Below are 24,322 nucleotides of genomic sequence, written 5' to 3' on the forward strand. Positions count from 1 at the left end.
CATGTTCATGCAAGTCGGTTTCGGCGCCGTTCTGATTGTGCTGGCCCTGCTGGTGCTGTCGGCATTTCGCATCCTGCGCGAATACGAGCGCGGCGTGGTGTTCCAGCTGGGGCGCTTCTGGCAGGTCAAAGGGCCGGGGCTGATCCTGTTGATCCCGGTGATCCAGCAAATGGTGCGGGTCGACCTGCGCACAGTGGTACTGGATGTGCCGCCGCAGGATGTGATCACCCGCGACAACGTTTCGGTCAAGGTCAACGCAGTGTTGTACTTTCGCGTGCTCGACCCGCAGAAAGCGATCATTCAGGTTGAGGATTTTCTGGTGGCAACCAGCCAGCTGGCCCAGACGACCCTGCGTGCGGTGCTGGGCAAACACGAGCTGGATGAGCTGCTGGCAGAACGCGAGCAACTGAACCTGGACATCCGCCAGGTGCTGGATGCGCAGACGGATGCCTGGGGCATCAAGGTGGCCAACGTCGAGATCAAGCACGTTGACCTGAACGAGTCGATGGTACGCGCCATCGCCCGCCAGGCCGAAGCCGAGCGCGAACGTCGGGCCAAGGTGATTCATGCCGAGGGTGAACTGCAGGCGTCGGAGAAACTGATGCAAGCCGCACAAATGCTGAGCAAGGAGCCGGGGGCGATGCAGTTGCGCTATATGCAGACGCTGGGGACGATTGCCGGGGACAAGAGCTCGACCATCGTCTTTCCGCTGCCGATAGATCTGCTGAAGGGTTTGGTGGACAAGGAGAAAGAGTGATGGGCCAATCGCGGGCTTGCCCGCGAATGGCCTGTATGCGGCCTGTCAGACCGGCGCGCGGCGCAAGGTCGCAAGGAAGGTGGCTGCACCAATGAACAACCCGGCAAAGGTGCGGTTCAAACGCTTCTGCTGTTTGGGTGTGCGCAACATGCGCAACACATGCGAAGCCAACCCGGTGTACCCCGCCATCACCAGCAGGTCGACCGTGACCATGGTCACGGTGATCGCCACATATTGCGGCAGCAGCGGCGCATGGGGATTGAGAAACTGCGGCAGCACCGCCAGCATGAACACCAGCGCCTTGGGGTTGCTGATGTTGACCAGGAAACCACGGAACACCAGGCTCAACGGCTTGCCGATCGGGCGCACGCCTGATTCATCGCTCATGTCCATCGGCAGGGCACGCCACTGCTTGTAGGCCAGGTACACAAGGTAGGCGACGCCAAACCACTTGATGACCTGGAACGCTGTGGCCGAGGCGGCCAGGACGGCACCGACGCCGGCGGCGATGATGGCGATCTGCATGATCAGGCCCAGCTGCAGGCCCAGGGCGTTCCAGTAACCACGCCAGAAGCCGTATTGCAGGCCGCTGGACATTGAGGCAATCGCCCCGGCACCGGGTGAAAGGCTGATCACCCAGCAAGCGGCAAAGAAGCCTAACCAAACTTCCATCGACATCACACACCTCGCTCGAACATTTGTTGCAAAACGTTAAGCTAAGGTTTTGGCGAAAAAATAACCAGTGCTTTCTGATGGATTTGTGGTGCCTGGCCTGACCTCTTCGCGGGCACGCCCGCCCCCACACCTACAGTGCATTTTCAGACGCTTTGGAATACCTGTGAGAACGGGCGGTCCCGCGAAGGGGCCAGTACAGGTTCAGTCCGCTTCGGCAGCTGTTTCTTTGTGCAGGGCCTGTACCTCGGCACCGCGCCAGCGCCGCACCGACTTCTGGAAGAACTGACTATTGGGCACCTGCACCAGCGCCCCGCCCGCTTCGGGCACTTCCAGCAGGGTGGTGAACAGCAGGTTGATAGCAATCACCCGGCCTTTCACGCCTGGCTTGTCGAGGGTGTCGACCAGCTCGACCACATCGCCGATGCGAAACGGCCCGACCGTGAAAATCAACACCGCGCACAACAGGTTGGACAGCACGCTCCACATGGCGAAGAAGGCCACCGCCGCTACCGCTACGAAGCCGGAAAGTGCTGTCCACAACACGGTTGCCGAAACGCCCATGCGCTCCAGCACGAACAGCAGCGCGCTGCCCATGATCAGCCAGCGCAGGCCACCGCGCACGGGCACCAGCAGCTCCGGCGGTAACGGGTAACGCTGGCCCAGGCGGCTCAGCCCGCGAGCAATGATGCGCTGCAGGACGAACGCCGCGGCCAGGATCAAGAGGATCTGCAAACCCAGCCAGAAGGTGTCCATCCATTGCCCTGGCAGCAGCGAACGCAGTTCCTCCATCAGGACAACGCCTCGAGTTCGGCCTGCATGCTTTCAAGGGTTTCCAGCGCTTCCATCCAGGCCTCTTCCAGCTCGCCTTCGCGTTGCTTGAGCTTGGTCTGGCGCGCCAGCAGGTCGCGCAACTCGTCCTTGCGCGCCGCCTCGTAAAGGCCACCATCACCCAGCGCGGTCTCGATCTCGGCCAATTGCGTGTGCACCTGGTTGAGCTCGGTTTCCAGCTTGTCGGCAGCCTTCTTGTGCGGTGCCAACTGCTGACGCAAGGCTGCGGCAGCCTGGCGCTGGGCTTTCTTGTCGGTCTTGTCCGGGTTGGCCGGTGCAGTACTGGCCGGCGCACTGCGCTGGCGGTACTCGACCAGCCAGCGGCTGTAGTCCTCCAGGTCACCGTCGAAGGTGTCGACCTTACCGTCGGCCACCAGCAGGAAGTCGTCCGTGGTGCTCTTGAGCAAATGACGGTCGTGGGACACCACCACCACTGCACCGGCAAACTCCTGCAAGGCCATGGTCAGTGCCAGACGCATTTCCAGGTCCAGGTGGTTGGTCGGTTCGTCAAGCAGCAGCAGGTTTGGCCGCTCCCAGGCAATCAGCGCGAGTGCCAGGCGGGCCTTTTCGCCACCGGAGAAGTTAACCACCGGCTCGTCGCAGCGGGCACCATGGAAATCGAAGCCGCCGAGGAAGTCGCGCAGCGTCTGCTCACGCTCGGCAGGGGCGATGCGCTGCAGGTGCAGCAGCGGGCTGGCCTTGTCGTCCAGCGAGTCCAACTGGTGCTGGGCAAAGTAGCCTACAGCCAGGTTCTCGCCACGAACCAGACGGCCCGACAACGGCTCCAGTTCACCTGCAAGGTTCTTGATCAGGGTCGACTTGCCGGCGCCGTTGGGCCCGAGCAGACCAATACGAGCGCCTGGGGTGAGCTGCAGTTTGACCTTGTCGAGGATGGCCTTGTCGCCATAACCCAGGCGACCTTCGGAAAGGCTCAGCAACGGGCTGGAAATTTTCTGCGATTCACGGAAGACAAAGTCGAACGGTGAATCGACATGCGCCGCCGACAGCTCTTCCATGCGCTCCAGGGCCTTGATTCGGCTTTGCGCCTGGCGGGCCTTGGTGGCCTGCGCCTTGAAGCGAGCAATGTACTTCTCCATGTGCGCGCGCTGCGCCTGCTGCTTCTCGTAGGCCTGCTGCTGCTGCGCCAGGCGCTCGGCACGGGTGCGCTCAAAGGCGGTGTAGCCGCCTTTGTACAAGTTGAGCTTGCGTTGCTCGACGTGCAGCACATGGTCGACCACGGCATCGAGGAAGTCACGGTCGTGGGAGATCAGCAACAACGTGCCGGGGTAGCCCTTGAGCCAGTCTTCCAGCCACAGGATCGCGTCGAGGTCGAGGTGGTTGGTGGGCTCGTCGAGCAGCAACAGGTCGGACGGGCACATCAGTGCCTGGGCCAGGTTCAGGCGCATCCGCCAGCCACCAGAGAAATCGCCGACACGGCGGTCCATCTGTTCGTTGGTGAAGCCCAGCCCAGCCAGCAACTTGCGCGCACGGGCATCGGCGGTATAGCCGTCGGCGCTTTCCAGCTCACTGTGCAGGCGCGCCAGGGCGGTGCCGTCGTGGGCGTGCTCGGCCGCGGCCAGTTCGGCCTGGACCTTGCGCAGGCGCACGTCGCCGTCAAGCACATAGTCCACAGCCAGGCGGTCGAGGGTGTCGACCTCTTGGCGCATGTGGGCGATGCGCCAGTCGCCGGGCAGTTGGCAGTCACCGGCATCGGGCGAAAGCTCACCACGCAGCAAGGCGAACAGGCTGGATTTTCCGGCGCCGTTGGCGCCGATCAGGCCGGCCTTGTGACCGGCGTGCAGGGTCATCTCGGCGCCTTCTAGCAAGCGCTGCGGACCACGCTGTAAAGTGAGGTTGGATAGTCTGATCATGATGGTCGCGGAGTCTACCAGCTTCCTCGGCCCATAGCGCGAGTGGAACCATGCACACCGACCTGTGGAATTACGCACTGACCCTGTATGCCAGGCCCGGCGTGGAAGCCGCCTGCCTTGAATTGCAGGCACTGGGTGGCGATGTCTGCCTGCTGCTGTGCGCGACCTGGCTGCAAGCACGTGGTGTGGCCGTACTGGGCGAACGCGCGCAAGCACTGCAAGAACTTGCCGAGCCCTGGCAGCGTGACGTGGTCGCCCCGCTGCGCAGCCTGCGCCAGCAATGGCGAGCCACAGCATCGGGTGATACACAACTGGCGGCATTACGTGAGCAGGTGAAGGGGTTGGAGTTGCGGGCTGAAAAAGCCTTGCTGGAGCGCTTGCAGGAACGCTCACAACAGTGGCCCGTGGGCTCCCATGAGCCCGCGGACGACTGGCTGGCCCGGCTGGCACCGGACCAGGCTCTGCATCATGACGCGCTAGTTCAGTTGCGCGTCGCAGCGGCTGCGCTTCAGGACGCCGAAGGTGCCTGAGCCGGAGTACTCACAGGTGCCGACGGTGCAGCAGCAGCCGGGCTCACCGAGTTGGTTGTGGCCGCCGGAGGTGTAGCGGGCTTGGCTTCAGCAGGCTTAGCAGCGGGTTTGGCGGCCGTGCGTGCAGGTGCCTTGGCGGCAGCTGGTTTTGCGGCCGGCTTGGCAGCAGGGGCTTTGGCAGCTGGCTTGGCCGCAGGTTTGGCTGCAGGCTTGGCAGCAGCGGTCGCCTTAGCAGCCGGTTTGGCTGCAGGCTTGGCAGCAGCGGTCGCCTTGGCAGCCGGTTTGGCCGCAGGCTTGGCGGCAGCGGTCGCCTTGGCAGCCGGTTTGGCTGCAGGCTTGGCGGCAGCGGTCGCCTTGGCAGCTGGTTTGGCTGCAGGCTTGGCGGCAGCGGTCGCCTTGGCAGCCGGTTTGGCCGCAGGCTTGGCGGCAGCGGTCGCCCTGGCGGCTGGTTTGGCCGCAGGCTTGGCGGCAGCGGTCGCCTTGGCAGCCGGTTTGGCCGCAGGCTTGGCGGCAGCGGTCGCCTTGGCAGCTGGTTTGGCCGCAGGCTTGGCAGTAGCGGGCTTGGTGGGTTTAGCCGCACGCAGATCAAGGGCCTTGGCTGCAGCTTCGCGTACCTTGCCTACACCCTGAGCCAGCTTGAGGCTGTCCTGAGCATCGCGTTTGAGTTGCTGAATGTAAGAGCGCGTCTGGGTTTGACGCTCCTTGAGAGACTCGAGCAGTTCTTCAAGTTCACCGATGGCTTTTTGCGCCTTGCTTTGCGCCTTGGCTTTACCTGCCTTGGCCGCGTCTTGCAGTTTCAGGCGACCGTTGTGCAGTTTTTCCTGCGCCTTGCCACGCTGCTTTTCCAACTTCGCCAGCAGTTTTTCCGCATCAGCCAGCGCTTGCGAGCAGGCCTCTTCCAAGTGTTCGAGCAAGCTGCCCGAAAGTTGCTGGAGCAGGTGTAACGGCGTACTTACTGGCTTCTTTTTGGCCGACATGGTTTACCTCCTGGCTGACGAGATTGCGGCTCATACTATGCTTCTGCTGCTACCGCCGCTAGGGCATGTTGACCGTAATGTTTACGCCGCGTTGCATGCCTGGGCAAAGTTGTTATCTTGCAGCTGCGTGAAAGTGTAGTTGCTGAATTAATCATTGCTGGTATTTGGGAGTCAGGCGTTGCCTCGATATCTTGTTTTGGGTTTATGCCTGATGGCACCCCTCGCCTTGGCCGCCAACGACGACCACGATTTGGCCTACAGCCTGGGTGCCAGCCTGGGTGAGCGCCTGCGCCAGGAGATGCCGGGCTTGCAGCTGGATGCACTGGTCGAAGGCCTGAAGCAGTCCTATCAGGGGCAACCCCTGAAACTCGACAAGGCACGCATGCAGGCGGTGCTGCAGCAGCATGAGGCCCAGGAAGGCGACGCCGCTGTGCAAAAGCTGCAGGCCGCCGAAACGCGTTTCATGGCTAATGAACGTGGGCGTTATGGGGTGCACGAACTAACGGAAGGTGTGCTGTACAGCGAATTGCAACCAGGCACGGGTGTGCAGCCGAAAGCGGGCGGCAAAGTGCAGGTGCGCTATGTGGGCAGATTGCCGGATGGCTCAGTCTTCGACCAGAACCAGACCCCCCAATGGTTCAACCTGGATTCGGTTATCGAAGGCTGGCAGGTCGCCTTGCCGAACATGCACACTGGCGCCAAGTGGCGCTTGGTAATTCCTTCAGCGCAAGCCTATGGCGCCGAGGGGGCGGGAGACCTGATTGCACCCCACACCCCCTTGGTATTCGAGATCGAACTGCTGGCGGTTGGCGACTGACGCCAACCTCAGGCCTGCACTGCACCCTCTTCCTTGTGTGCGTTGTGCAGCACTTCGATCAGGCAGTCTTCAAGCTCGAAGCGCTCATGCAACAACCCGCCCAATTTGGCCAGCTTCTCGGCAAAGCGTTCGGTGTCCTTGCACTCCCCCTTGGTGCAATGGTCATTGAAGGCCAGTGCGATCTGAGTACTGTCGTTGATCCGTGGGTTGATCTCTTCGGCCAGCTTCAGCGCCTTCTTGTCTCCGAACGCCTTGGCCTCCCTGACCAGTTGCTCGCAGACTTCGAAGTGCCACGCCGAAACGTAGTCGACCAGAAGGGCGCAAAAGTCCCCGTTGGTGTCCTTGTCGGCGAAGGCTGGCCTCACATCGCGCAGGGCGCGAAAAGCCTGCACCAGTTCCTGGCGCTCCTCCAGCCAACGGTCGATCAGCTTGTGAACCCCACCCCAGCGTTCCTGGGCGTTCTGACAACTATCGAGCATGGCGATCTCTTCCCTTCTGGGTAGATGCCGCTGCACCTCGCACCACGACCGCGCAGCACAAAGGTGACATCAGCAGGACGGCATCGAGCAGTTGTTTTTCCGGTATGCGTGCTGGGAGATTATTCCCGCGCGTGCTGCCCTTCAAGGTACGCAGCACACAAAGTTCATACAAGTGTTTAATACCCTGTTACATCACCATTGGTCGCGCTAATGGCACAACCTTGCGCCAGGTCATGTTCTTGCCAGGGTGCGGAAACGATACGCCAGCAGGCAACTCAAGGGCACCACCGCCAGCAGCAGGAAGGCTAACAGGCTCCATTCCGGCAGTGTCAGATCGAGAAAGCTCCAGGCAAGCGAACGACAATCCGGGCCACCCAGCAACAGTTGCCGTGCCGCCTCACCCCAGGATTGCTCGAACACTCGCCCGATCGGCACCGGGCATACCTCATTGACCCCCTCAGCCCCCTGCAACCAGACATGCCGTGCTGCCAGCAATGCGCCGGCCAACGAGCAGCCCAGCACCAGGCGAGCATAACGAAGGATGCCCCGCGTGCCCGGCGCCTGCAGCACGGCTGCGAAGCACAGCAGCGCGTACACGCCAAGCAGCAACCGTTGGCTGAGGCACAACGGGCACGGCATCAGCCCCACTGTGTTTTCCAGACGGAAAGACGCAACCAGTACCGCCAGTGCAACCAGGCAGGCAGGAAGAAAAAAGGTGCGCAAACGGGCCGGCAGCATGGGCGGTGAAGGTCCCGGGGAAAAAGTAGTGGCTTGAAACGGTAGAGGAAAGACACGCTTTGTTTCAAGGCACGACAGCAACGACAAGTCACTGAATCGCGTAGGAAATTTCCAGATATGCCGTAGGAGGCGACTGAAGAAATAGACTTCAGATCAAACTGACAGCGAAAGATAAATTACCTGCCCCCAAAGCCCGCACCTTTGCGCGGGCCTTGGGGTAGGTCAGGCGCGCACGCCTTCTGGCAAAGGCAGCGCCAGCAGGCGCTCGTCCAGCAGGCCAAGGCCCTCCTGGAACAGCTGGTTGCTGCGCTCCGTCTCGCCCAGCCCCGCGAGCAGGCGAGCCAGCTCTGCACAGGCCTCGGGGTTGCGCTCCATGCGCAGGCTGCTTTCAAGGTAGTCACGCGCCTTGCCCCACAAGCGGTTCTGCAGGCTAAGACGGCCCAGGGTCAGCAGCAGGCTGGCGTCTTGCGGGTGAGCCTTGAGCCAACCTTCAGCGGTCTGCAACTGACGTACCGGGTCATCACCACGCACCAGCCCGTAAAGGCGGGCCAGATGGCTTTCGTAGTCGCGCTTGAGGGCCGTGCGCAGCACCTGTTCGGCCTCGTTCTGGGCACCTACCTGGCGCAATTGCTCGGCGTACGCCAGCACCAGTTGCGGCTCCTGGCGCTGGGCTGCGGTCAACTGCTGCCAGGCACGCTCCAAGGATTGGCGTGCACTGTGCGCATCTTCGCCACGGGTGGTCGCCAGGCTCAGGTTCTGGCCCCAGGCGCGTTGTTCCAGAGCAGCCAGCTCGGCGGCGGGCAGCACTTTACCCTTGCGCAGGTCGGGCATCAGGCGGATCAGTGCAGACCAGTCGCCGCGCTCCACGTAAAGGCGTTGCAGCAAGCGCAGCACCTGGCCGTTGTGCGGGTGGCGTTCCTGCATGGCCAGCAGGGTTTCCAGGGCTCCATCGTTTTCGCCACGGTCCATTTGCAACTGGGCATGGGTCAGGGCAATGGCCAGCTCGGCTTGCGGCTGGCGCTCCAGGGCACGCTCCAGCAGGTTGTCGCTGTCTTCGGTGCGGCCTTGCTCGTTGGCGGCACGCGCGGCACCGAGGTAGTACAGCAACGGCTGGCGCTCAGCCTCGGCGGCACGGTGCAAGTGCCGTTGGGCACTGGCCCAGCGGCCCTCGGCAAGATCGAGCTGGCCCTGTTCGATCGCCAGGCGGATACGTCGGCTGCGGTTACGCCGTGACCACGGGTTGACCACACCACTGGAAGTCAGCACCAGGCCGACCAGATAGCGCAGCAACCACAGCAGCAGGACGACCGCCAAAATACCCGCCAAGGCAGCCCACAGCCCCGACTGATAACGGAAGCCACCATAGGAAATCAGTACATAGCCGCTGTGCTTGGCGACCGCGATGCCCAGTGCCGCAGCAACCACGATCGCAAGCACGGCCAACAGGTAGACACGCTTCATGGCTTGCCCCCTTCAGCCTCGGCCGGCAGGTGACGGCGCTGAATATAGGCCTGCACTGCCGCCAGGCTTTCACTAAGGTCAGGGGTAACCACCGACACCGGCTGATCGGCCAACGCATTGAGGCTGTCGAGCATGGCCTTGCTTTGCGGGTTGTCTGCATTGAAGTTGGCCAGCAGTACGCTGCGGGCGTCGTCCAGCGCCTGCGTGTAAACCTTGGCATCACCATTGAGCGCCGCCCACTGGGCCTGCTCGATAGTCAGGCTCAGGGCCAGGCGCAGCTGGTTCAGTTGCTGCCCGGCCAGCAACGGACGCACGTTTTCATCAGCGTTGAAGTCGATCTGGAAGTACTTGGATATTTCTGCCCACCACTGCGACAGCCTGCTGGCACCATCACCGTCGGCGGTCAGGGCGCCAAGCGCATCGGCGTTACTGTCAAACTCGGGGGACTGGGCGCTCAACTGCTGTACCAGCTCACGCTGCGCAGCCAGTTTCAAGAACAGGCCAGTACGGTCCGGTTGCTGAGTGCTGTTGAGCGTGGCCAGGCTGCGTGCCAGTTGCTCGCGGGCGGCGAAGGCACCCGGGTCGCTCTGCTCGCGCAGGATCTCGTCGGCGCCTTCGACCAGGGCTTTGGCACTGGTGATGTCCTGCAACGCGGAAAGGCGCAGGGTAGCCAAGCGCAGGAGGTGCTCGGCTTCGGCCAGGCGCCACTCTTTGCGGCTTTCTCCCAGCACGGTTTCCAGGCGCTGACTGAGCCGCTGCTGGTCGCCCTGCAGTTGGGCTACCAAACGCCGGCGGTCTTCCAGCTCGCTGGCGGCTGGCAGACTGGCCAGTTGCGCACTGATCTGCTGTTCACGTTGCTGCAACGCCTCGGCGCGCTGGGTCAGCGCCTCGATGTGCTGGCCCTGGTTGAACTCACTGCCCTGCAGTTGACGCACCTGCCAGACACCCCAGCCACCTACCGCCACCCCGGCCGCACCCAGCAGCAAGGCCAACGCTGCCAGGCCACTGCCGGAGCGCTTGGCAGGTGGGGTGGTAACGGGTTCCGCAGGCGCCTGTGCCGACGGTTGATCGTTATTGGACAAGACAGTCTCGCTCACGTATCCATCCTTTGCATGGGGGCGCACCGCATTCAGCTTAGCGCCTTAAGAGGCAGGTGCAGCGCTACGCTGCACGGCTGCCAGCAAGGCCGTGGCACTGGCGCCACGGCAATCCACAACCTGTTGGGCCCCGGCGGCCTTGGCCTGCTCGGCGACCCGCGGGCTGGGCACGAACAGCGGCAACTGGGCCAGCCGCAGCCAATCGGCACCGGCCATCTGCTGCAAATGTTCAAAACCCTGCCCACTGCTGACCACCAGGCCATTGAGGCGTTCCGCTTCAATGCGGCGCATCAGCGTACCCGCCGGGTAGGCCGGCAGGCAGCGACGATACAGTTCCAGATATTCGACACTAGCACCTTGCTCTGCAAGACGCTCTGCCAGCAGTTCGCGACCTCCGACGCCGCGAACGATCAAGACACGCGGTGCCGGCTCGGTAAGTGCCTGGCGCAGGGCCGGCAGTGCCAGCAAGGCTTCGCTGTCATCGCCACGCGGCGGAAAGCTTACCTCCAGCCCTGCACCCTGCAGCACCCCAGCGGTTGCCTCACCCACGGTGAACCAGCCTCGCTGCGGAGGCTGGATGCTGGTCTCGGCCAGATGCTCGAGCAACAGCCGGGCGGCCGGCTTGCTGACCACAATGATCGCCTGGAAGTCATGCAAGCCCTCCAGCGACAGTCGCTGTGGGGCTTGCACGGTAATAGGTTCAATTTCCAGCAGTGGCAGGCAACTGCTGCCCACGCCCGCTGCCGCCAGGCTTTGCGCCAGCGCCGCGCAGTCCTCGGCAGGCCGGGTCAGCAACAGGCGCCATTGGCTCACGGGTGACCAGCCTCGCCGTAGACTTCCTTCAGAATGGCCTCGGCGCCCTGCCCCAGCAGGTCTTCGGCCACCTGTACGCCCAGGGCCTCGGCAGCGGCACGGGGTGCACGGGCATCGGCCACCAGCAAGGTCCCGCCGCTAGGCTGGCCGACCAGGCCACGCAGCCACAGCTGGTCACCTTCAAGGACCGCGTAGCAGGCGATCGGGACTTGGCAGCCACCATTCAGGCGTTTGTTCAGGGCGCGCTCGGCGATCACCCGGTCAGCGGTGTCGACATGGTGCAGTGGCGCCAGCAGTGCATGGATCTCAACGTCGGCACTGCGGCACTCGATGCCCACCGCGCCCTGACCACCTGCCGGCAGGCTGTCATCGACGCTGATGGTGGAGGTGATGCGGTCCTCGAAGCCCAGACGGATCAGGCCCGCCGCGGCGAGAATGATGGCGTCGTACTCGCCGGCATCCAGCTTCGCCAGGCGGGTGTTGACGTTGCCGCGCAGAAAACGGATTTGCAGGTCCGGGCGGCGCGCCAGTAACTGGGCCTGACGGCGCAGGCTTGAGGTACCGACGATACTGCCGGCGGGCAGCGCTTCGAGGCTGTCAAAGGTATTGGAAACGAAGGCATCACGCGGGTCTTCACGCTCGCAGATGCAGTACAGGCCCAGGCCCTCGGGGAAGTCCATGGGCACGTCTTTCATCGAGTGCACGGCGATGTCGGCTTCGTTGTCCAACAGCGCGGTTTCCAGTTCCTTGACGAACAGCCCCTTGCCGCCGATTTTTGCCAGCGGCGCGTCGAGCAACTTGTCACCGCGGCTGACCATGGGCACCAAGGTCACCTGCAGACCGGTGTGGGCCTGCTCGAGGCGGGCCTTGACGTATTCGGCCTGCCACAGGGCCAAAGCACTTTTACGGGTGGCAATGCGGATTTCGCGAGTGGACATGAAACGCCCCGATCCAGAGAAATACCGCCGATCATAACAGCATCGCCGGTATCGCTTGCAGATACGGATCAACAGGCCACACGCAGTCAGGTGCAGAAGCGGCCCGAGTCCAAGGGCCTCAGAGGGTCTGCATCATCTTGCGCACACCGGCCACATGGCGACGGCTGACGGTCAAGGCATCGCCGTCCAGGCCTTTCAGATACAGCTGAAAGTGCCCCAGCGGGGTGCGCTGCAAGCGTTCGATGCGCTCGCGGGCGACCAACGCATTGCGATGGATGCGCACGAAGCGTTCGCCGAATTCGTCTTCCAGGGCTTTGAGTGGCTCGTCAAGCAGCACCTCCCCGGTTTCGTGACGCAAGGTCACATACTTGTGGTCGGCAATGAAATAGATCACCTGGGATAAAGGGATCAGTTCGATGCCTTTACGCGTGCGGGCACTTATATGGCTGCGAGGGCCGCCGCCTTCATTGGCCGGCCGGGTAAGCGCCGCCAATTGGGCGCGGTTGGGTTTTTCGGCCTTGCGCAAGGCATCGCGCAAGGCCTGGGCCTGGAAGGGCTTGGTCACATGGCTGAGGGTACTGTCCTTGAATGCCTCTGCACCGTATTCATCATCCCCGGAGCAAAACACCACCGCCGGCGGCGCCTCGCGTTCGCACAGGCGAGCGGCAACCTGCAGGCCATCCAGGCCTGGCATGCCGATGTCCAGCAGGACCACATCGGGCTTGAGGCTTTCAATCAGCGCCAAGGCCTCATCGCCGTTGGTGGCGCTGGGCTCCAGCACAGTGTAACCCTCCAGTTCGCCGAGCAGCCGGCTGAGGCGTTCACGGCCTTGGGGTTCGTCATCAACGATCAGGACATTCATAATTGCGCTGGATTCCTGAATGAGTCTCGCACAGGTATAGCGTAGACAGGTGTGGTTCGAGCGACACTGCGGTCACGCTCTAGACCGGTGCGATGGCCAAAGATTCACTCGGCCCGGCAGATTCACTGCCAGTCCTTTGTCCAACTGTAGACGGTCCGTGGAACACTGCCGTTCATTCCTTGAAATCCTTCTATGCGATTTTCCGGGCATTTCTCTCGACCGGCGCCCTGCGGCAGCCAGCCCAACCCTGCTATCATCGACGCCACTTTTTCGTTCACGCCTGCAATGAGTGAATCCATGAGCACCGACAAGACCAATCAGTCCTGGGGCGGCCGCTTCAGTGAGCCCGTCGACGCCTTCGTCGCCCGTTTCACCGCCTCGGTAGATTTCGACAAGCGCCTGTACCGTCACGACATCATGGGTTCGATTGCCCATGCCACCATGCTGGCGCAGGTCGGCGTGCTCAGTGATGCCGAGCGCGACACCATCATCGATGGCCTGAAAACCATCCAGGGCGAGATTGAAGCCGGCAACTTCGACTGGCGTGTCGACCTTGAAGACGTGCACATGAACATCGAAGCACGCCTGACCGACCGCATCGGCATCACCGGCAAGAAGCTGCACACCGGCCGTAGCCGCAACGACCAGGTGGCCACCGACATCCGCCTTTGGCTGCGCGACGAAATCGACCTGATCCTGGGCGAAATCACCCGCCTGCAGCAGGGCCTGCTGGAGCAGGCAGAGCGTGAAGCCGAAACCATCATGCCTGGTTTCACCCACCTGCAGACGGCGCAGCCGGTCACCTTTGGCCACCACCTGCTGGCGTGGTTCGAAATGCTCAGCCGCGACTATGAGCGCCTGGTCGACTGCCGCAAGCGCACCAACCGCATGCCACTGGGCAGCGCCGCGCTGGCCGGCACCACCTACCCGATCGACCGTGAACTGACCTGCAAGCTGCTGGGCTTTGAAGCCGTAGCCGGCAACTCGCTGGATGGCGTGTCGGACCGTGATTTCGCCATCGAATTCTGCGCCGCTGCCAGCGTGGCGATGATGCATCTTTCGCGCTTCTCCGAAGAGCTGGTGCTGTGGACCAGCGCGCAGTTCCAGTTCATCGACCTTCCGGACCGCTTCTGCACCGGCAGCTCGATCATGCCGCAGAAAAAGAACCCGGACGTGCCAGAGCTGGTACGCGGCAAGAGCGGCCGCGTGTTCGGCGCCCTGACCGGCCTGCTGACCCTGATGAAAGGCCAACCACTGGCCTACAACAAGGACAACCAGGAAGACAAGGAACCGCTGTTCGACGCCGCCGATACCCTGCGCGACTCGCTGCGGGCCTTTGCTGACATGATCCCGGCGATCAAGCCCAAGCACGCCATCATGCGTGAAGCGGCCCTGCGTGGCTTCTCCACCGCGACCGACCTGGCCGACTACCTGGTTCGCCGTGGCCTGCCGTTCCGTGACTGCCACGAGATCGTTGGCCACGCGGTGAAGTATGGTGTGGACACTGGCAAGGACCTGGCCGAGATGAGCCTGGACGAACTGCGCCAGTTCAGCGATCAGATCGAGCAGGACGTGTTTGCCGTGCTGACGCTGGAAGGCTCGGTGAATGCGCGTGACCACATTGGTGGTACGGCGCCGGCGCAGGTGCGTGCTGCTGTGGTTCGTGGCAAGGCCCTGTTGGCGTCTCGCTAACTCCCGGGGCGAGGGCTTCGCCCTCGTTCGCGGGTAAACCCGCTCCTACAACGGTTGTGCTGTACCTGTAGGGGCGGGTTTACCCGCGAATGACCCAACACAGATCCTAGCGCTTGCCGCTGCGGATCATCTCCATGAAGGCCGGCATCGACGCTTCCTTGTCCGCCAAGATCCGCGGCATGTGCGGGTTTTCCCCCATCAGTTGCAGCAACGCCTTGGCCTGCGGGAAGTCCGCCAGGAAGTCGATGCTCAGCACCTTCTTGCCCACCGCGTTGGCCAGGTCGACCGAGAAGCAGAACATCAGGTCTGCCAGCGTCAACTGCTCGCCCGCAACATAGGGAGCAAAGCGCCCGTTGCGCTTGAGCGTGGCAAACCCGGCCAGCAGGTCCGCACGCGCTTTCTCTTTGATCAGCGAGTCGACCGACATGCCAAAGAACGACTCGGCATAACAGGTACGCGCAGGCAGCTCGATGTACAACTCGATTTCCTTGAGCAGCTCCCGCACCTTGGCTTGGCCGAACGGGTCGGCTGGCAGCAGCGCCTTGCCGCCCTGGGTCTGCTCGATATAGTCGAGGATCACACTGGTTTCGCTGAGGAAGCCATGTTCGGTTTCAAGCACCGGCACCTTGCCCCGCGGGCTCACTTCCAGCGCCTGTGGCGCCTGGCCGCCATAGAAGGTGACTTCCTCGAAAGGCAGGCCTTTTTCGAGCAGGGCCAGCTTTACCATGTTGTAGTAGTTGCTGACCGAGAATCCATGAAGCTTGAGCATGAGGTAACAGCCTCCAGGCCGTAAGGGGTTGGCCTGGCTTTTATAGACTGAACGCCTGCCGCTGACCAGCGTCATGCACCGCGTCAATGCCCGGGCATTGCCGCCATAGGCATGGCACACTGTTGCATCCCATCCTAGGAGTACCGCCATGAGCGAGCCCACCGACATCGGCAATGACGACGACGAAGCCTTCGCCGAGGAAACGCTGACCCAAGCCATCGAAAACCAGATCGAGAGCGGCGAGCCGCCTGCAGCCAAGGCCACTTTCAACAAGCTGACGCTGGTCGGTTATGAGCGTGAAGACATTCTGAACCTGATGGCCCATGTGCTGGCCTTCGAAATCGACAACATGCTGGTAGAGGACCGTGCGTTCAACGGCGAGTGGTATGAGAACGCTCTGCGGGCACTGCCGGAGCTGCCGCCTGAGATGGATCAAGGCGACGACGAATAACCCGGCTACACTCGAAGATCAGGCACCGTAGAAAGTGCCGCAATCCTTGTCTGGAAGTCAGGAGTCGCCATGCCTTTTACCCCCGATTTGATCGACGAAATGGAAGTACTCGCGCTGTTCAAACACGACAGCAGCCAGGAAGGCATCAAGATAACCAGCACCGCATCCCCTGCCCTGATCGCGGCTGCGCAACGCCTGCATGAGAAGGGGCTGACCGATCAACCGGATGGCGGCTACCTGACCAGCCTGGGTCATGACGCCGTTGAAAGTGTCCAACTGCTACAGAACATTCTCAAGGCGCCACAGCCGGCCTGAGCATCAGGCTTGCGCAGGATCTGAGACCTTGCGCGGTCCCTGCAGGACCGCGCAGGCTCCAGTCAGTTGGCCGCAGTACTGCGCTTTTCCGCCAGCCACGAGCGGCCGTAAAGGAACACGATGGCCAGCAAGGCCACCGCTTGCGCCGACAGCGAGTAGGCATCGGCATGAATCCCCAGCCAGTCGAACTCAAAGAACGCCACTGGCCGTGTGCCCAGCACACCGGCCTCTTGCAGCGCCTTCACGCCATGCCCAGCGAATACTACCGACAGCGCGCACAGCAGTGCGGCGTTGATGCTGAAGAACAGCGATAGCGGCAACTTGGCCGAGCCCCGCAGAATCACCCAGGCCAGGCCCACCAGCAGCAACAATGCCGTCGCGCCACCCGCCAGCACCGCCTGATGCCCGGCAGGGCCTGCCTGCAGCCACAGGGTCTCGTAGAACAGGATCACTTCGAACAATTCGCGGTATACCGAGAAGAATGCCAGCACAGCAAAGCCGAAGCGCCCGCCACCGCTGACCAGGCTGCTCTTGATGTAGTCCTTCCAGGCGGCGGCGTGGCGGCGGTCATGCATCCACACACCCAGCCATAGCACCATCACAGCAGCGAACAGTGCTGTGCAGCCTTCCAGGAGCTCGCGCTGAGCGCCCCCCACATCGATCACATAGGCCGCCAGCGCCCAGGTGGCGAAGCCGGCAACCAGCGCCAGGCCCCAACCAGTGTTGACGCTACGCACTGCCGACTGCTGCCCGGTATTGCGCAGGAAGGCCAGGATCGCCGCCAGCACCAGAATCGCCTCGAGGCCTTCACGCAGCAGGATCAGCAAACCGGAGATATAGCTCAGCGTCCAGCTCAGGCCATCGCTGCCCAGCAGCTTGGCCGCCTGCTCGAGCTTGGTTTTGGCGTCGGCCAGACGCTGTTCGGCCTGGGCCACGGGCAAGCCGTCCTGCAAGGACTGGCGGTAGGCCATCAACGTTTTTTCGGTGTCCTTGCGCGCCTGGGTGTCGATGTTGTCCAGCGAGCTTTCCACCAGCTCGAAACCCTCCAGGTAGGCCGCCACCGACAGGTCATAAGCCTGATCGTGGTCGCCTGCGCGGTAGGCCGCCAGGCTCTTGTCCAGTGTGCTGGCCGTGTATTCGAGCAATTGCGCCGGGCCGCGCTTTACCTGCGGCGGTTGGGCACGCTGGGCACGGAATGCCTCGACGGCCGCAGTGCCTTCGTTGGCGGCGACTTCGGCCGGCGTCTGGCGAGCCAGGTCGGCGAGGTTCCAGGTCTTGTCACCCTTGCCCGCTTCCGGCTTGGCGGTGAAGCTGGCGATGTACGCGGCCACGTCCCAGCGCTGGCGGTCGTCCAGCTGGTCGGCAAACGACGGCATTTCGGTGCCGTCGATACCCAGGGCCAGCGTGTTGTAGAGGTCGAACAGGCTCAACTGGTCCAGGCGTGAGGCATCACGCAGGTTGGCGGGTGCAGGCTCCAGGCCCACGCCAGCCGGGCCATCGCCGGCGCCGGTGTCGCCGTGGCAGACCGAGCAGTTCTGTGCGTACAGCGCAGCGCCGCGGGCGGGGTCCGGGGTAATCACCGGAGCCTGGCTGACCTCGTAAGCCACCGCCAGTCGCGCACCCAGCTGCCGGGCCTGTTTAGCGACCGCGGTACCTTCCTGACGCTGGTCGATGGCCTGGCGCAGCGCCCGGACGCCCTGTTCCAAAGCCGCTTGTTCAGTATTTGCGGGCAGGCCTTTGACCAGGTCAGCCAATACCGCGCTGAACTCCTGTTGCTCGCGGTATTCGCCCTCGTCGATCACCTTGCCGTCCTGCACGGTCGGCGGGTAGTCGGCACCAATGTAGTCCAGCAAGTGATGGGCTTTGGCAGCTTCGGCGGGGGACTCGGCCAGCGCCAAGGAGCTGCACAGCGCCAGCACCGGGCCGAGCAATGCAGCCGGCAGCCAGGCAAGCAGGCGGGAACGGGTTTTCATGGCCAGTCTCGAAGGAAATGCGAAAGAGAACATTGTTCACTTCCACTTTGCTTCACTCAAGGGTGCTGGGCGGATTTCATGAAAAATCTTGCTACAAATCCGATGAAGTGGAGGGCATAGAGGAACAGCCCTCAAGGATCGCATCAGGGCTTGGCGGTACCCTTCCAACCCCCACCCAACGCCAGGAACACGCCAATTTGCCCTAGCGCCACTTGGCTATTGGCCGCAGCCAACTGCGCACGCATATCGGTATAGGTCCGCGTCGCCTGCAAATCCGCCAGGAACGACTCACGCCCCGCCTGGTAATACCGGTGCGTCTGGTCCGCCGCTTCCTTGGCCGATTTCTCCGCCTCGGCCAGCGCATCGCGCCGATCGAGCAAGGCGCTGTATTGCGCCAGGCGGGTCTGGGTCTCGCGGATGGCGTTCAGCACAACCCCATCGAAGTTCGCCAGTGCCGCCTGGGTCGAGGCCTCGGCCATGCGAATGCGGGCACGGGTGCCGTTGGTGGGGATGCTCCAGCTGATCTGCGGGCCAAAACCCCAGCGGTTGGTCGAAGGCTCACCAAGGTTCTCCAGGATACCGATGGTGCCAACCTGGGCGCCAATGCTGATGTCCGGGTACAAGGCGCCAGTGGCCACGCCAATATAGGCGGTGGCGGCAGCCAGCTGGCGTTCGGCCTGGCGCACGTCGGGGCGGCGCTTGAGCAAGGCCGCGCCATCGCCCACCGGGACCAGCTGGTTCAGGTGCGGCAGCTCGGCGCAATCGGCGGTACCGGCAGGCAACTGGTCGACCGGCTTGGCCAGCAGCGCAGCCAGGGTGTACATGCCCGTCTCGCGTTCGGCCTTGAAGCGTGGCAGTTCGGCACGCAACGATTTGAACTGGGTCTGCGAGCGGGTGACCTGGGTTTCATCACCACGCCCAGCATCGCGCAGGCGCTGGTTGAGTTTCACGCTTTGCTCCTGCAAATCGAGGGACTCACGGGCAATGTGGTATTCCTCGTTGGCCGAGCACACCTGGGTATAAGCCTTGACCACGTCCGCCACAAGCGTGATGCGGGCAGTGTCGGCAGCCGCCTGCACCGCGTCGGCATTTGCCTTGGCAGCCTCGGTACCACGCTTGAAGGTGCCCCACAGGTCGAACTGGTACGAGGCACTGATGATGGCCTCACCGATGTTGGCTACCGGCACCTTCTCAGGCTGCAGGAAGGCTTCGCCCGACTCCTGCAACCGCTGAGCGCCGAGTTTGACGCCACCGTTGAAGCCGCCTTGCGATTCAGCCACCTCCACCTGGGCGCGAGCTTTGGCGATGTTGGCCGCCGCCACGCGCAGTTCGGTGTTGGCACTCAGCGCCTGACGCACCAGCTCGTTCAGCCGTTGATCCTGATACAGCTGCCACCAGTCCTCGGGGACCGGCGCCGACACGACGCTGTCGGCATCCTGGCGCAGCGGGCCGTTCAAGTCATTGCGTTGCACGGCCGCATCCCCAGGCACCTCATAGTCGGGGCCCACCATCATGCAGGCCCCCAGCGACAGGCACAGGCCAGCCAGGATCAGCTGTTTCATGGGCGCTGGCCCTCGATGATCGACACCGTGGCAGTACGCCCGGCGATCATGCGGAAGTCTTGCGGCACTTCGTCAAAGGCGATGCGCACCGGAATGCGCTGGGCCAGGCGTACCCAACTGAACGCCGGGTTAACGTTAGGCAACAGGTTGGCGCCACTGCTGCGGTCGCGGTCTTCGATGCCAGCGGCAAAGCTCTGCACATGGCCACGCAGGCGGGTGTTGTCGCCCATCACGCGGATATCCACGGCGTCACCAATATGGATACCCCCCAGCTTGGTTTCCTCGAAGTAGCCATCGACATGGTACGAGGCGCTATCGACCACCGACAGCACCGGGCGGCCGGCGGTGACGAACTCGTGGTTACGCGGCGCGCGGTCGTTGAGGTAGCCGTCTACCGGGCTGCGCACCACTGAGCGGTCAAGGTTGAGCTGGGCAGTGTCGACAGCCACTTGCGCCTCGCTGACGGCTGAACGGGCACGGGCCTCGCGGGACTGGCTTTCTTCCAGTTGCTCGGCGGCCACCAGGTTGCCCAGCTTGCGGTTGCGCTGCGCTTCGCGGGAAGCCTGGGCGAGGGTCTCCTGGCGCTCGCCCAGGGTTGCCTTGGCTTGACGCAGGGCCAGCGTGAAGCGGTCCTGGTCGATGGTGAACAGCACGTCGCCGCGTTTGACGGTCTGGTTGTCGCGCACCTCGACCTTCTGGATCAATCCCGACACATCGGGGGCGATCTGGATCACGTCGGCGCGTATGTGGCCGTCACGGGTCCAGGGGGCAAACATGTAGTAGACCACCATCTGCCACACGAGCACGGCGGCGAAGGTCACTACCAGCAAGGTCAGGACCACACGGCCCAAGGTCAGCATAGGTTTTTTCATGGCAGCATCAGGTTTCGGCAAAAGTGGTCCACCGCACCAAGCAGCACGGCATACAGAGCAACGTTGAACAACGCCCGGTGCCAGACCAGGCGGTAGAAATGCAGGCGCACCAGCACCGCGTGCACCCCAAGGAACAGCAGGTAGGTGCCAAACATCATCACCAGCAGCGTGGGCAGGAACACCCCGCTGATATCCAGTTCACCAATCACAGGGGTGCTCCGTCGAGGCCGGGGGGCAGTTGCGGTTGTTCAGCTGGCTCGAGCATCACCTCCACCCCCGGCAGCAGCGCCAGGCGCAGGCCGCTCAGGGCATGCAGCAGGTGGGTGCGGGCATCACCGCGCTCGTACAGCTCGTCCAGGTTCAGCGCCAGGCGAGCGCGTTCCATGTTGCGTAACAGTGCGGCCGGGGCATGCAGCCGTTCGCCAGCACGCAGGCAGGCGGCGTAGTGCGCACCGACTTCCTCGACCACAGTGTTCAGGCGCTCGCGAGCCTGCTGGCCGGCGCGCGGCATGTACGCCAGCAGGTCGAGCAGGTTCAACCCTACGCGCAGGTCGCGCAGTGCCACACCACTGTCCTGGCCGGTTTGCGACAGACGTGGCAGGTGCTGCATCAGGCGGTCGAGCATCTGTACGCCAACCTGGCGGTGCTCGGCCAAGGTCGCAGGCTCGGTCATTTCGACGATGTCGCGCCAGGCGAAGCGGGTCATGCGCTTGGCCGCCAGCTCCACGCCGAACGGGCGCATCACCAGGGTCCAGATAAAGGCGAACAGAAGGCCCGCGGGGCCGGCAAGGTTGGAGTTGAGGAAGGTGAAGAAGTCGGCGTCGTAGGCGCCCTGGATGCTGATGAAGGTCGACGTGTTGACGATGGTCAGCAAGGTGCCCAGGTAGAAGCGCGGCTGTACGGTCAGGGTGCCTATGCAGATGAACGGCACGGCAAAGGCCAGCACCAGCATCGGGAAGTCGTGCAGGTTGGGCAGTACCAAAAACAGGTACAGACTGGAGAAGATGACCGACATCAGCGTCCAGAAAAAGAACCGGTAGATCTGCGGTGCCGGGTCGTCCATGGCGGCGAAGAAGCTGCACGCAACTGCCGCGAGGATTACCGCACTGGCGCCGTCGTTCCAGCCCAGGCCGATCCACAGGCCGCAGGCGACCACGATCGCCAGGACCGTGGAGGCTACCGAGTACAGCATCAGGCCACGATCAAAAAACGCTGTCAGACGGCCCAGCCGCCAGTGGCGATACACCGCACGCCAAGGCTTGGCATCATCGGTACGCAGGGCGTGCTGCAGGGTGCAGCAGTCCTGCCACAGGTCGGCCCATTCGGTCAGGCGGTACAGGGCGTTGGACAACAGCAGCTCGGCGCGCTGATCGAGGGCGGCTGTAGCGGGCTGCAAGCGGCCGATCTGCTCGTGCAACGTGGCCCAGTGCGCTACCGAAGCGCTGTCGGCAGTGCCTTTGAGCCATTCACGAGCCGCTTCAAGCACGGGTTGAAGCTGGGCGAACTGGGCCGGGGCGCGGCCTTCCAGGGCTACCAATGCGTCGTCGAGGGCGTCGATCACCGGCAGCAGATGGATCATCCGCCCGCGCAATTCGCGGGCGTTCTTCAGGGTATGCGGGCCGGCACCTTCGTGGGCGAGCTGACCGATCATCAGCTCCAGCGAGTTGAAGGTGGTGACCATTGCCCCGCGCATACCGCCGACCTTGTCGGCACTGGCATCGCGGGCCAGGTAGGTGTCGCTGTAGCGAATCGCCTCGGTGAACCAGTTTCCGGTGGCACCGACTACCACCGGCGCCAGCCGTCGTGGCCAGAAGATAGCCCCGACGACTGCCGCGCAGACAATTCCCAAACAGATTTCCTGCGCGCGAGAAGAGGCCACATCGAACACTGCCAGCGGATTATCCACCACGGCCAAGGCAATCATCGGCAGGGTATAACCGGCCAGCATCAGCACGTAGTTGTTGGCCGTGCGCAGGTTCAGCGAAAGGAACAGCAAGGTGCCGGTCCACAGGGCAACGGCGATGCTCAGCAGCAACGGTGACTGCACCAGCGGCGGCACCAGGAAGATTGCCCCGCCAGCGCCGAGCAACGTGCCGACGGCACGGTACAACGCCTTGGAGCTGGTCGGGCCGACGAAGGGGCTGGAGACGATGTACACCGTCGCCATGGCCCAGTAGGGACGCGGCAGTTGCATGAGCAGGGCAATGTACAGGGCAATCATGGACGCGCCGAAGGTGCGCACGCCGTAGAACCAGTCACGGGCCGGAGGGACAGAGCTGAAGAAACCGTTCATGCCACCCCGCCTGCGCTGCCCAGGCCGGCAGCCTCGAAGGCACGAAGCACACGCAAGGCAGCTTCCAGGTCGGCCTGATCGATACCGCCGAGCACATCGCGGCGCAAGCGCACCAGTTCGGCTTCAATGGCTTCGGCCAGGGCACGGCCTTCGGCAGTCAGGCTCAGTGCCTTGGCGCGGCGATCCAGTGGGTCCTCGCTGCGGCACACCAGGCCAGCTTTGCACAGTTGGTCAAGCAGGCGTACCAGCGACGGGCTTTCCAGGCCGGCGGCCTGGGCCACAGCCACCTGGTGCACGCCGTCGCCCAGGCGCACGATCATCAGCAACGGCGCAGCGCAGGCCTCGGAAATGCCGTAGCCGGTCAAGGCGGTATGACAGATGCGCCGCCAGTGGCGGGCAGCAACTACCAGGCCACTGCTGACTTGCAGGCGCAGGAAATCAAGGGACATGAAGAGAACCAAGTATATTCATAGTTTGCTAACTATCAATATACGCCCCGAAATCCCCCTGTCGTCAACAGGGGGCGACGGATAGCCGGGGTGAAATGTTGTTCATTTTTCAGCCAGTGCTGGCGCGCTTCGCGGGTAAACCCGCACACAGGGGCTGCACCGGGTTCGGGATCTACGCAATCCCTGTGCAGCACTGGAGAGAAATACTCAGGGCTGGATCTGGTCTTCCAGCTTCATGGTCAAGGCCAATGTGCTGCCCATTTGCACCGCCCGGTCCCGCCACTCCTGATACCGCACCGCATCACGGCTGCTGAAATGCACCGCCAGCTCCTCTGCCGCTTGCACCACCCCCGCCGCTGCTGCCAGCTCAAGCCAGTACAGCGCTGCCTTGAGGTTGGCCTCTACGTGCAGCCCATGCATCAACCGGTAGCCCACTTCAAAACGACAACGCGCCTCGCCCTGTTCGGCGCCACGCATGAACCACTGGTAGGCCTGCACCAGGTCAACCTGCCACTCCAGGTCACCGTCGCACACCTCCTCCTCGTACAGGTCACCCAGTGCGGCGGCGGCATGCAGCATGCCGCGGTCGAAGGCCTGCCGGTAACACTCCGCCGCCTGCACATAGGAAGGGTCGATGCCTTTGCCGAAGTAGTGCTGCTGGCCAAGGTTGAACCAGGCAGCAGCATTGCCCTGCAGGGCCGCCATGCGCAACAGGTGCCCGGCCAGCACGGTATCGGCCCGCCAGTACTTGCCGTTGAGCCAGATCCAGCCGAGGTCGTTCAATGCTGGCACACTGCCTTGCAATGCCTGGCGGCGCAGGTCGACATACACCGCCTGCAGGTCGTTGGCCTCATCCAGGCGGTTGACCAGCAGCGACCGCTGGCTGGGCAAGCCCACACCGGAGAACAGCCGCTGTCGCTTTCCTACAGGAGCCGGAGGGGCGATGACCCGCTCGGGCAGAAGGCGGGCAAGTAGCGAATGGATATTGCTGGCAACAGACATGTTCATCCTCATTGAACGACGCACAACCCAACCTTCGGCTGTGATGAGGCGTGATTCTGCGTGATGTCACGTCAAAACCTGTCGCGAACGAACCGGCACGA

25 protein-coding genes are annotated in these 24,322 nt (G+C 63.1%); 6 read left to right on the plus strand and 19 right to left on the minus strand.

Annotated elements, in window-relative coordinates:
* Position 1: 1 nt before the first annotated feature.
* Positions 2 to 757, plus strand: coding sequence for a slipin family protein (locus AA098_RS26605; RefSeq protein ID WP_064615116.1), 756 nt, complete (start codon positions 2 to 4; stop codon positions 755 to 757).
* Between the two features lie 45 nt (positions 758 to 802).
* On the opposite strand, the gene AA098_RS26610 is transcribed toward AA098_RS26605, so the two are convergent.
* From AA098_RS26610 to AA098_RS26620, 3 genes are all read right to left on the minus strand, one after another.
* Positions 803 to 1,435 carry a LysE family transporter gene (locus AA098_RS26610; RefSeq protein WP_003255879.1) on the minus strand — a complete coding sequence of 211 codons (633 nt, stop codon included), beginning with the start codon at positions 1,433 to 1,435 and terminating at the stop codon, positions 803 to 805.
* Positions 1,436 to 1,633: 198 nt separating this feature from the next.
* Positions 1,634 to 2,221, minus strand: coding sequence for a mechanosensitive ion channel family protein (locus AA098_RS26615; RefSeq protein WP_003255880.1), 588 nt, complete (start codon positions 2,219 to 2,221; stop codon positions 1,634 to 1,636).
* On the minus strand, positions 2,221 to 4,131 hold the full coding sequence (locus AA098_RS26620) for an ATP-binding cassette domain-containing protein (protein WP_003255882.1): 1,911 nt from the start codon (positions 4,129 to 4,131) through the stop codon (positions 2,221 to 2,223). Before AA098_RS26620 ends, AA098_RS26615 begins: the two co-directional genes overlap by 1 nt.
* A gap of 50 nt (positions 4,132 to 4,181) precedes the next feature.
* Between AA098_RS26620 and AA098_RS26625 the strand changes: the two genes are divergently transcribed.
* The gene (locus AA098_RS26625) at positions 4,182 to 4,661 is read left to right on the plus strand and encodes a TIGR02444 family protein (RefSeq protein WP_064615117.1); all 480 of its coding nucleotides are present in this window, start codon (positions 4,182 to 4,184) and stop codon (positions 4,659 to 4,661) included.
* On the opposite strand, the gene AA098_RS26630 is transcribed toward AA098_RS26625, so the two are convergent.
* A complete protein-coding gene (locus AA098_RS26630) occupies positions 4,640 to 5,638 on the minus strand; it encodes an AlgP family protein (RefSeq protein ID WP_064615118.1) in 999 nt (332 codons plus the stop codon). The two genes, AA098_RS26625 and AA098_RS26630, sit on opposite strands and share 22 nt — an antisense overlap.
* Positions 5,639 to 5,816: 178 nt before the next feature.
* Between AA098_RS26630 and AA098_RS26635 the strand changes: the two genes are divergently transcribed.
* A complete protein-coding gene (locus AA098_RS26635; RefSeq protein WP_064615119.1) occupies positions 5,817 to 6,455 on the plus strand; it encodes an FKBP-type peptidyl-prolyl cis-trans isomerase in 639 nt (212 codons plus the stop codon).
* Between the two features lie 8 nt (positions 6,456 to 6,463).
* Here AA098_RS26635 and AA098_RS26640 read toward each other — a convergent pair whose 3' ends face one another.
* The 7 genes from AA098_RS26640 to AA098_RS26670 all read right to left on the minus strand — a co-directional run bounded on the left by AA098_RS26640 (position 6,464) and on the right by AA098_RS26670 (position 12,843).
* Positions 6,464 to 6,934 (minus strand): Rsd/AlgQ family anti-sigma factor, encoded by a 471-nt coding sequence (locus AA098_RS26640; RefSeq protein WP_064615120.1) that lies wholly within the window; start codon positions 6,932 to 6,934, stop codon positions 6,464 to 6,466.
* 231 nt (positions 6,935 to 7,165) lie between these two features.
* A complete protein-coding gene (locus AA098_RS26645; RefSeq protein WP_004576400.1) occupies positions 7,166 to 7,672 on the minus strand; it encodes a disulfide bond formation protein B in 507 nt (168 codons plus the stop codon).
* 222 nt (positions 7,673 to 7,894) lie between these two features.
* Positions 7,895 to 9,133 (minus strand): heme biosynthesis protein HemY, encoded by a 1,239-nt coding sequence (locus tag AA098_RS26650; RefSeq protein WP_003255891.1) that lies wholly within the window; start codon positions 9,131 to 9,133, stop codon positions 7,895 to 7,897.
* On the minus strand, positions 9,130 to 10,230 hold the full coding sequence (locus AA098_RS29995; RefSeq protein WP_003255892.1) for a uroporphyrinogen-III C-methyltransferase: 1,101 nt from the start codon (positions 10,228 to 10,230) through the stop codon (positions 9,130 to 9,132). Before AA098_RS29995 ends, AA098_RS26650 begins: the two co-directional genes overlap by 4 nt.
* Positions 10,231 to 10,275: 45 nt before the next feature.
* Positions 10,276 to 11,043, minus strand: coding sequence for a uroporphyrinogen-III synthase (locus AA098_RS30000; RefSeq protein ID WP_003255894.1), 768 nt, complete (start codon positions 11,041 to 11,043; stop codon positions 10,276 to 10,278).
* Positions 11,040 to 11,981: a hydroxymethylbilane synthase gene (gene hemC / locus AA098_RS26665; protein WP_003255895.1), complete on the minus strand. Its 942-nt coding sequence runs from the start codon at positions 11,979 to 11,981 to the stop codon at positions 11,040 to 11,042. The genes AA098_RS30000 and hemC overlap by 4 nt, the downstream gene beginning before the upstream one ends.
* Before the next feature lie 118 nt (positions 11,982 to 12,099).
* Positions 12,100 to 12,843: a LytTR family DNA-binding domain-containing protein gene (locus AA098_RS26670; RefSeq protein ID WP_003255896.1), complete on the minus strand. Its 744-nt coding sequence runs from the start codon at positions 12,841 to 12,843 to the stop codon at positions 12,100 to 12,102.
* Positions 12,844 to 13,140: 297 nt separating this feature from the next.
* Between AA098_RS26670 and argH the strand changes: the two genes are divergently transcribed.
* Entirely contained in the window at positions 13,141 to 14,535 is a 1,395-nt protein-coding gene (argH, locus tag AA098_RS26675; protein ID WP_003255897.1) for an argininosuccinate lyase, read from the plus strand.
* Between the two features lie 106 nt (positions 14,536 to 14,641).
* Here the strand turns inward: argH and AA098_RS26680 are convergent, their stop codons facing one another.
* A complete protein-coding gene (locus tag AA098_RS26680) occupies positions 14,642 to 15,304 on the minus strand; it encodes a glutathione S-transferase (protein ID WP_047603247.1) in 663 nt (220 codons plus the stop codon).
* 148 nt (positions 15,305 to 15,452) lie between these two features.
* Here AA098_RS26680 and AA098_RS26685 point away from each other — a divergent pair, with 148 nt between their 5' ends.
* Complete coding sequence (locus AA098_RS26685; protein WP_003255899.1) at positions 15,453 to 15,755, plus strand: hypothetical protein; 303 nt, start codon at positions 15,453 to 15,455, stop codon at positions 15,753 to 15,755.
* A 69-nt stretch (positions 15,756 to 15,824) separates the two neighbouring features.
* Positions 15,825 to 16,070 (plus strand): TIGR02647 family protein, encoded by a 246-nt coding sequence (locus AA098_RS26690; RefSeq protein WP_003255900.1) that lies wholly within the window; start codon positions 15,825 to 15,827, stop codon positions 16,068 to 16,070.
* Positions 16,071 to 16,132: 62 nt separating this feature from the next.
* On the opposite strand, the gene AA098_RS26695 is transcribed toward AA098_RS26690, so the two are convergent.
* The 7 genes from AA098_RS26695 to AA098_RS26725 all read right to left on the minus strand — a co-directional run bounded on the left by AA098_RS26695 (position 16,133) and on the right by AA098_RS26725 (position 24,221).
* Complete coding sequence (locus AA098_RS26695; RefSeq protein WP_064615121.1) at positions 16,133 to 18,076, minus strand: cytochrome c/FTR1 family iron permease; 1,944 nt, start codon at positions 18,074 to 18,076, stop codon at positions 16,133 to 16,135.
* Between the two features lie 110 nt (positions 18,077 to 18,186).
* Positions 18,187 to 19,605 (minus strand): efflux transporter outer membrane subunit, encoded by a 1,419-nt coding sequence (locus tag AA098_RS26700; protein WP_047603250.1) that lies wholly within the window; start codon positions 19,603 to 19,605, stop codon positions 18,187 to 18,189.
* Positions 19,602 to 20,477: an HlyD family secretion protein gene (locus AA098_RS26705; RefSeq protein ID WP_003255903.1), complete on the minus strand. Its 876-nt coding sequence runs from the start codon at positions 20,475 to 20,477 to the stop codon at positions 19,602 to 19,604. The genes AA098_RS26700 and AA098_RS26705 overlap by 4 nt, the downstream gene beginning before the upstream one ends.
* Positions 20,474 to 20,686 carry a DUF1656 domain-containing protein gene (locus AA098_RS26710; RefSeq protein ID WP_003255905.1) on the minus strand — a complete coding sequence of 71 codons (213 nt, stop codon included), beginning with the start codon at positions 20,684 to 20,686 and terminating at the stop codon, positions 20,474 to 20,476. Before AA098_RS26710 ends, AA098_RS26705 begins: the two co-directional genes overlap by 4 nt.
* Entirely contained in the window at positions 20,683 to 22,770 is a 2,088-nt protein-coding gene (locus AA098_RS26715) for an FUSC family protein (RefSeq protein ID WP_020190729.1), read from the minus strand. Before AA098_RS26715 ends, AA098_RS26710 begins: the two co-directional genes overlap by 4 nt.
* On the minus strand, positions 22,767 to 23,219 hold the full coding sequence (locus AA098_RS26720; RefSeq protein WP_003255908.1) for a MarR family winged helix-turn-helix transcriptional regulator: 453 nt from the start codon (positions 23,217 to 23,219) through the stop codon (positions 22,767 to 22,769). The genes AA098_RS26715 and AA098_RS26720 overlap by 4 nt, the downstream gene beginning before the upstream one ends.
* A 207-nt stretch (positions 23,220 to 23,426) precedes the next feature.
* Positions 23,427 to 24,221 carry a tetratricopeptide repeat protein gene (locus AA098_RS26725; RefSeq protein WP_003255910.1) on the minus strand — a complete coding sequence of 265 codons (795 nt, stop codon included), beginning with the start codon at positions 24,219 to 24,221 and terminating at the stop codon, positions 23,427 to 23,429.
* Between the last annotated feature and the right edge of the window lie 101 nt (positions 24,222 to 24,322).

This window comes from Pseudomonas sp. JY-Q, from assembly GCF_001655295.1.
Lineage (GTDB): Bacteria > Pseudomonadota > Gammaproteobacteria > Pseudomonadales > Pseudomonadaceae > Aquipseudomonas > Aquipseudomonas alloputida.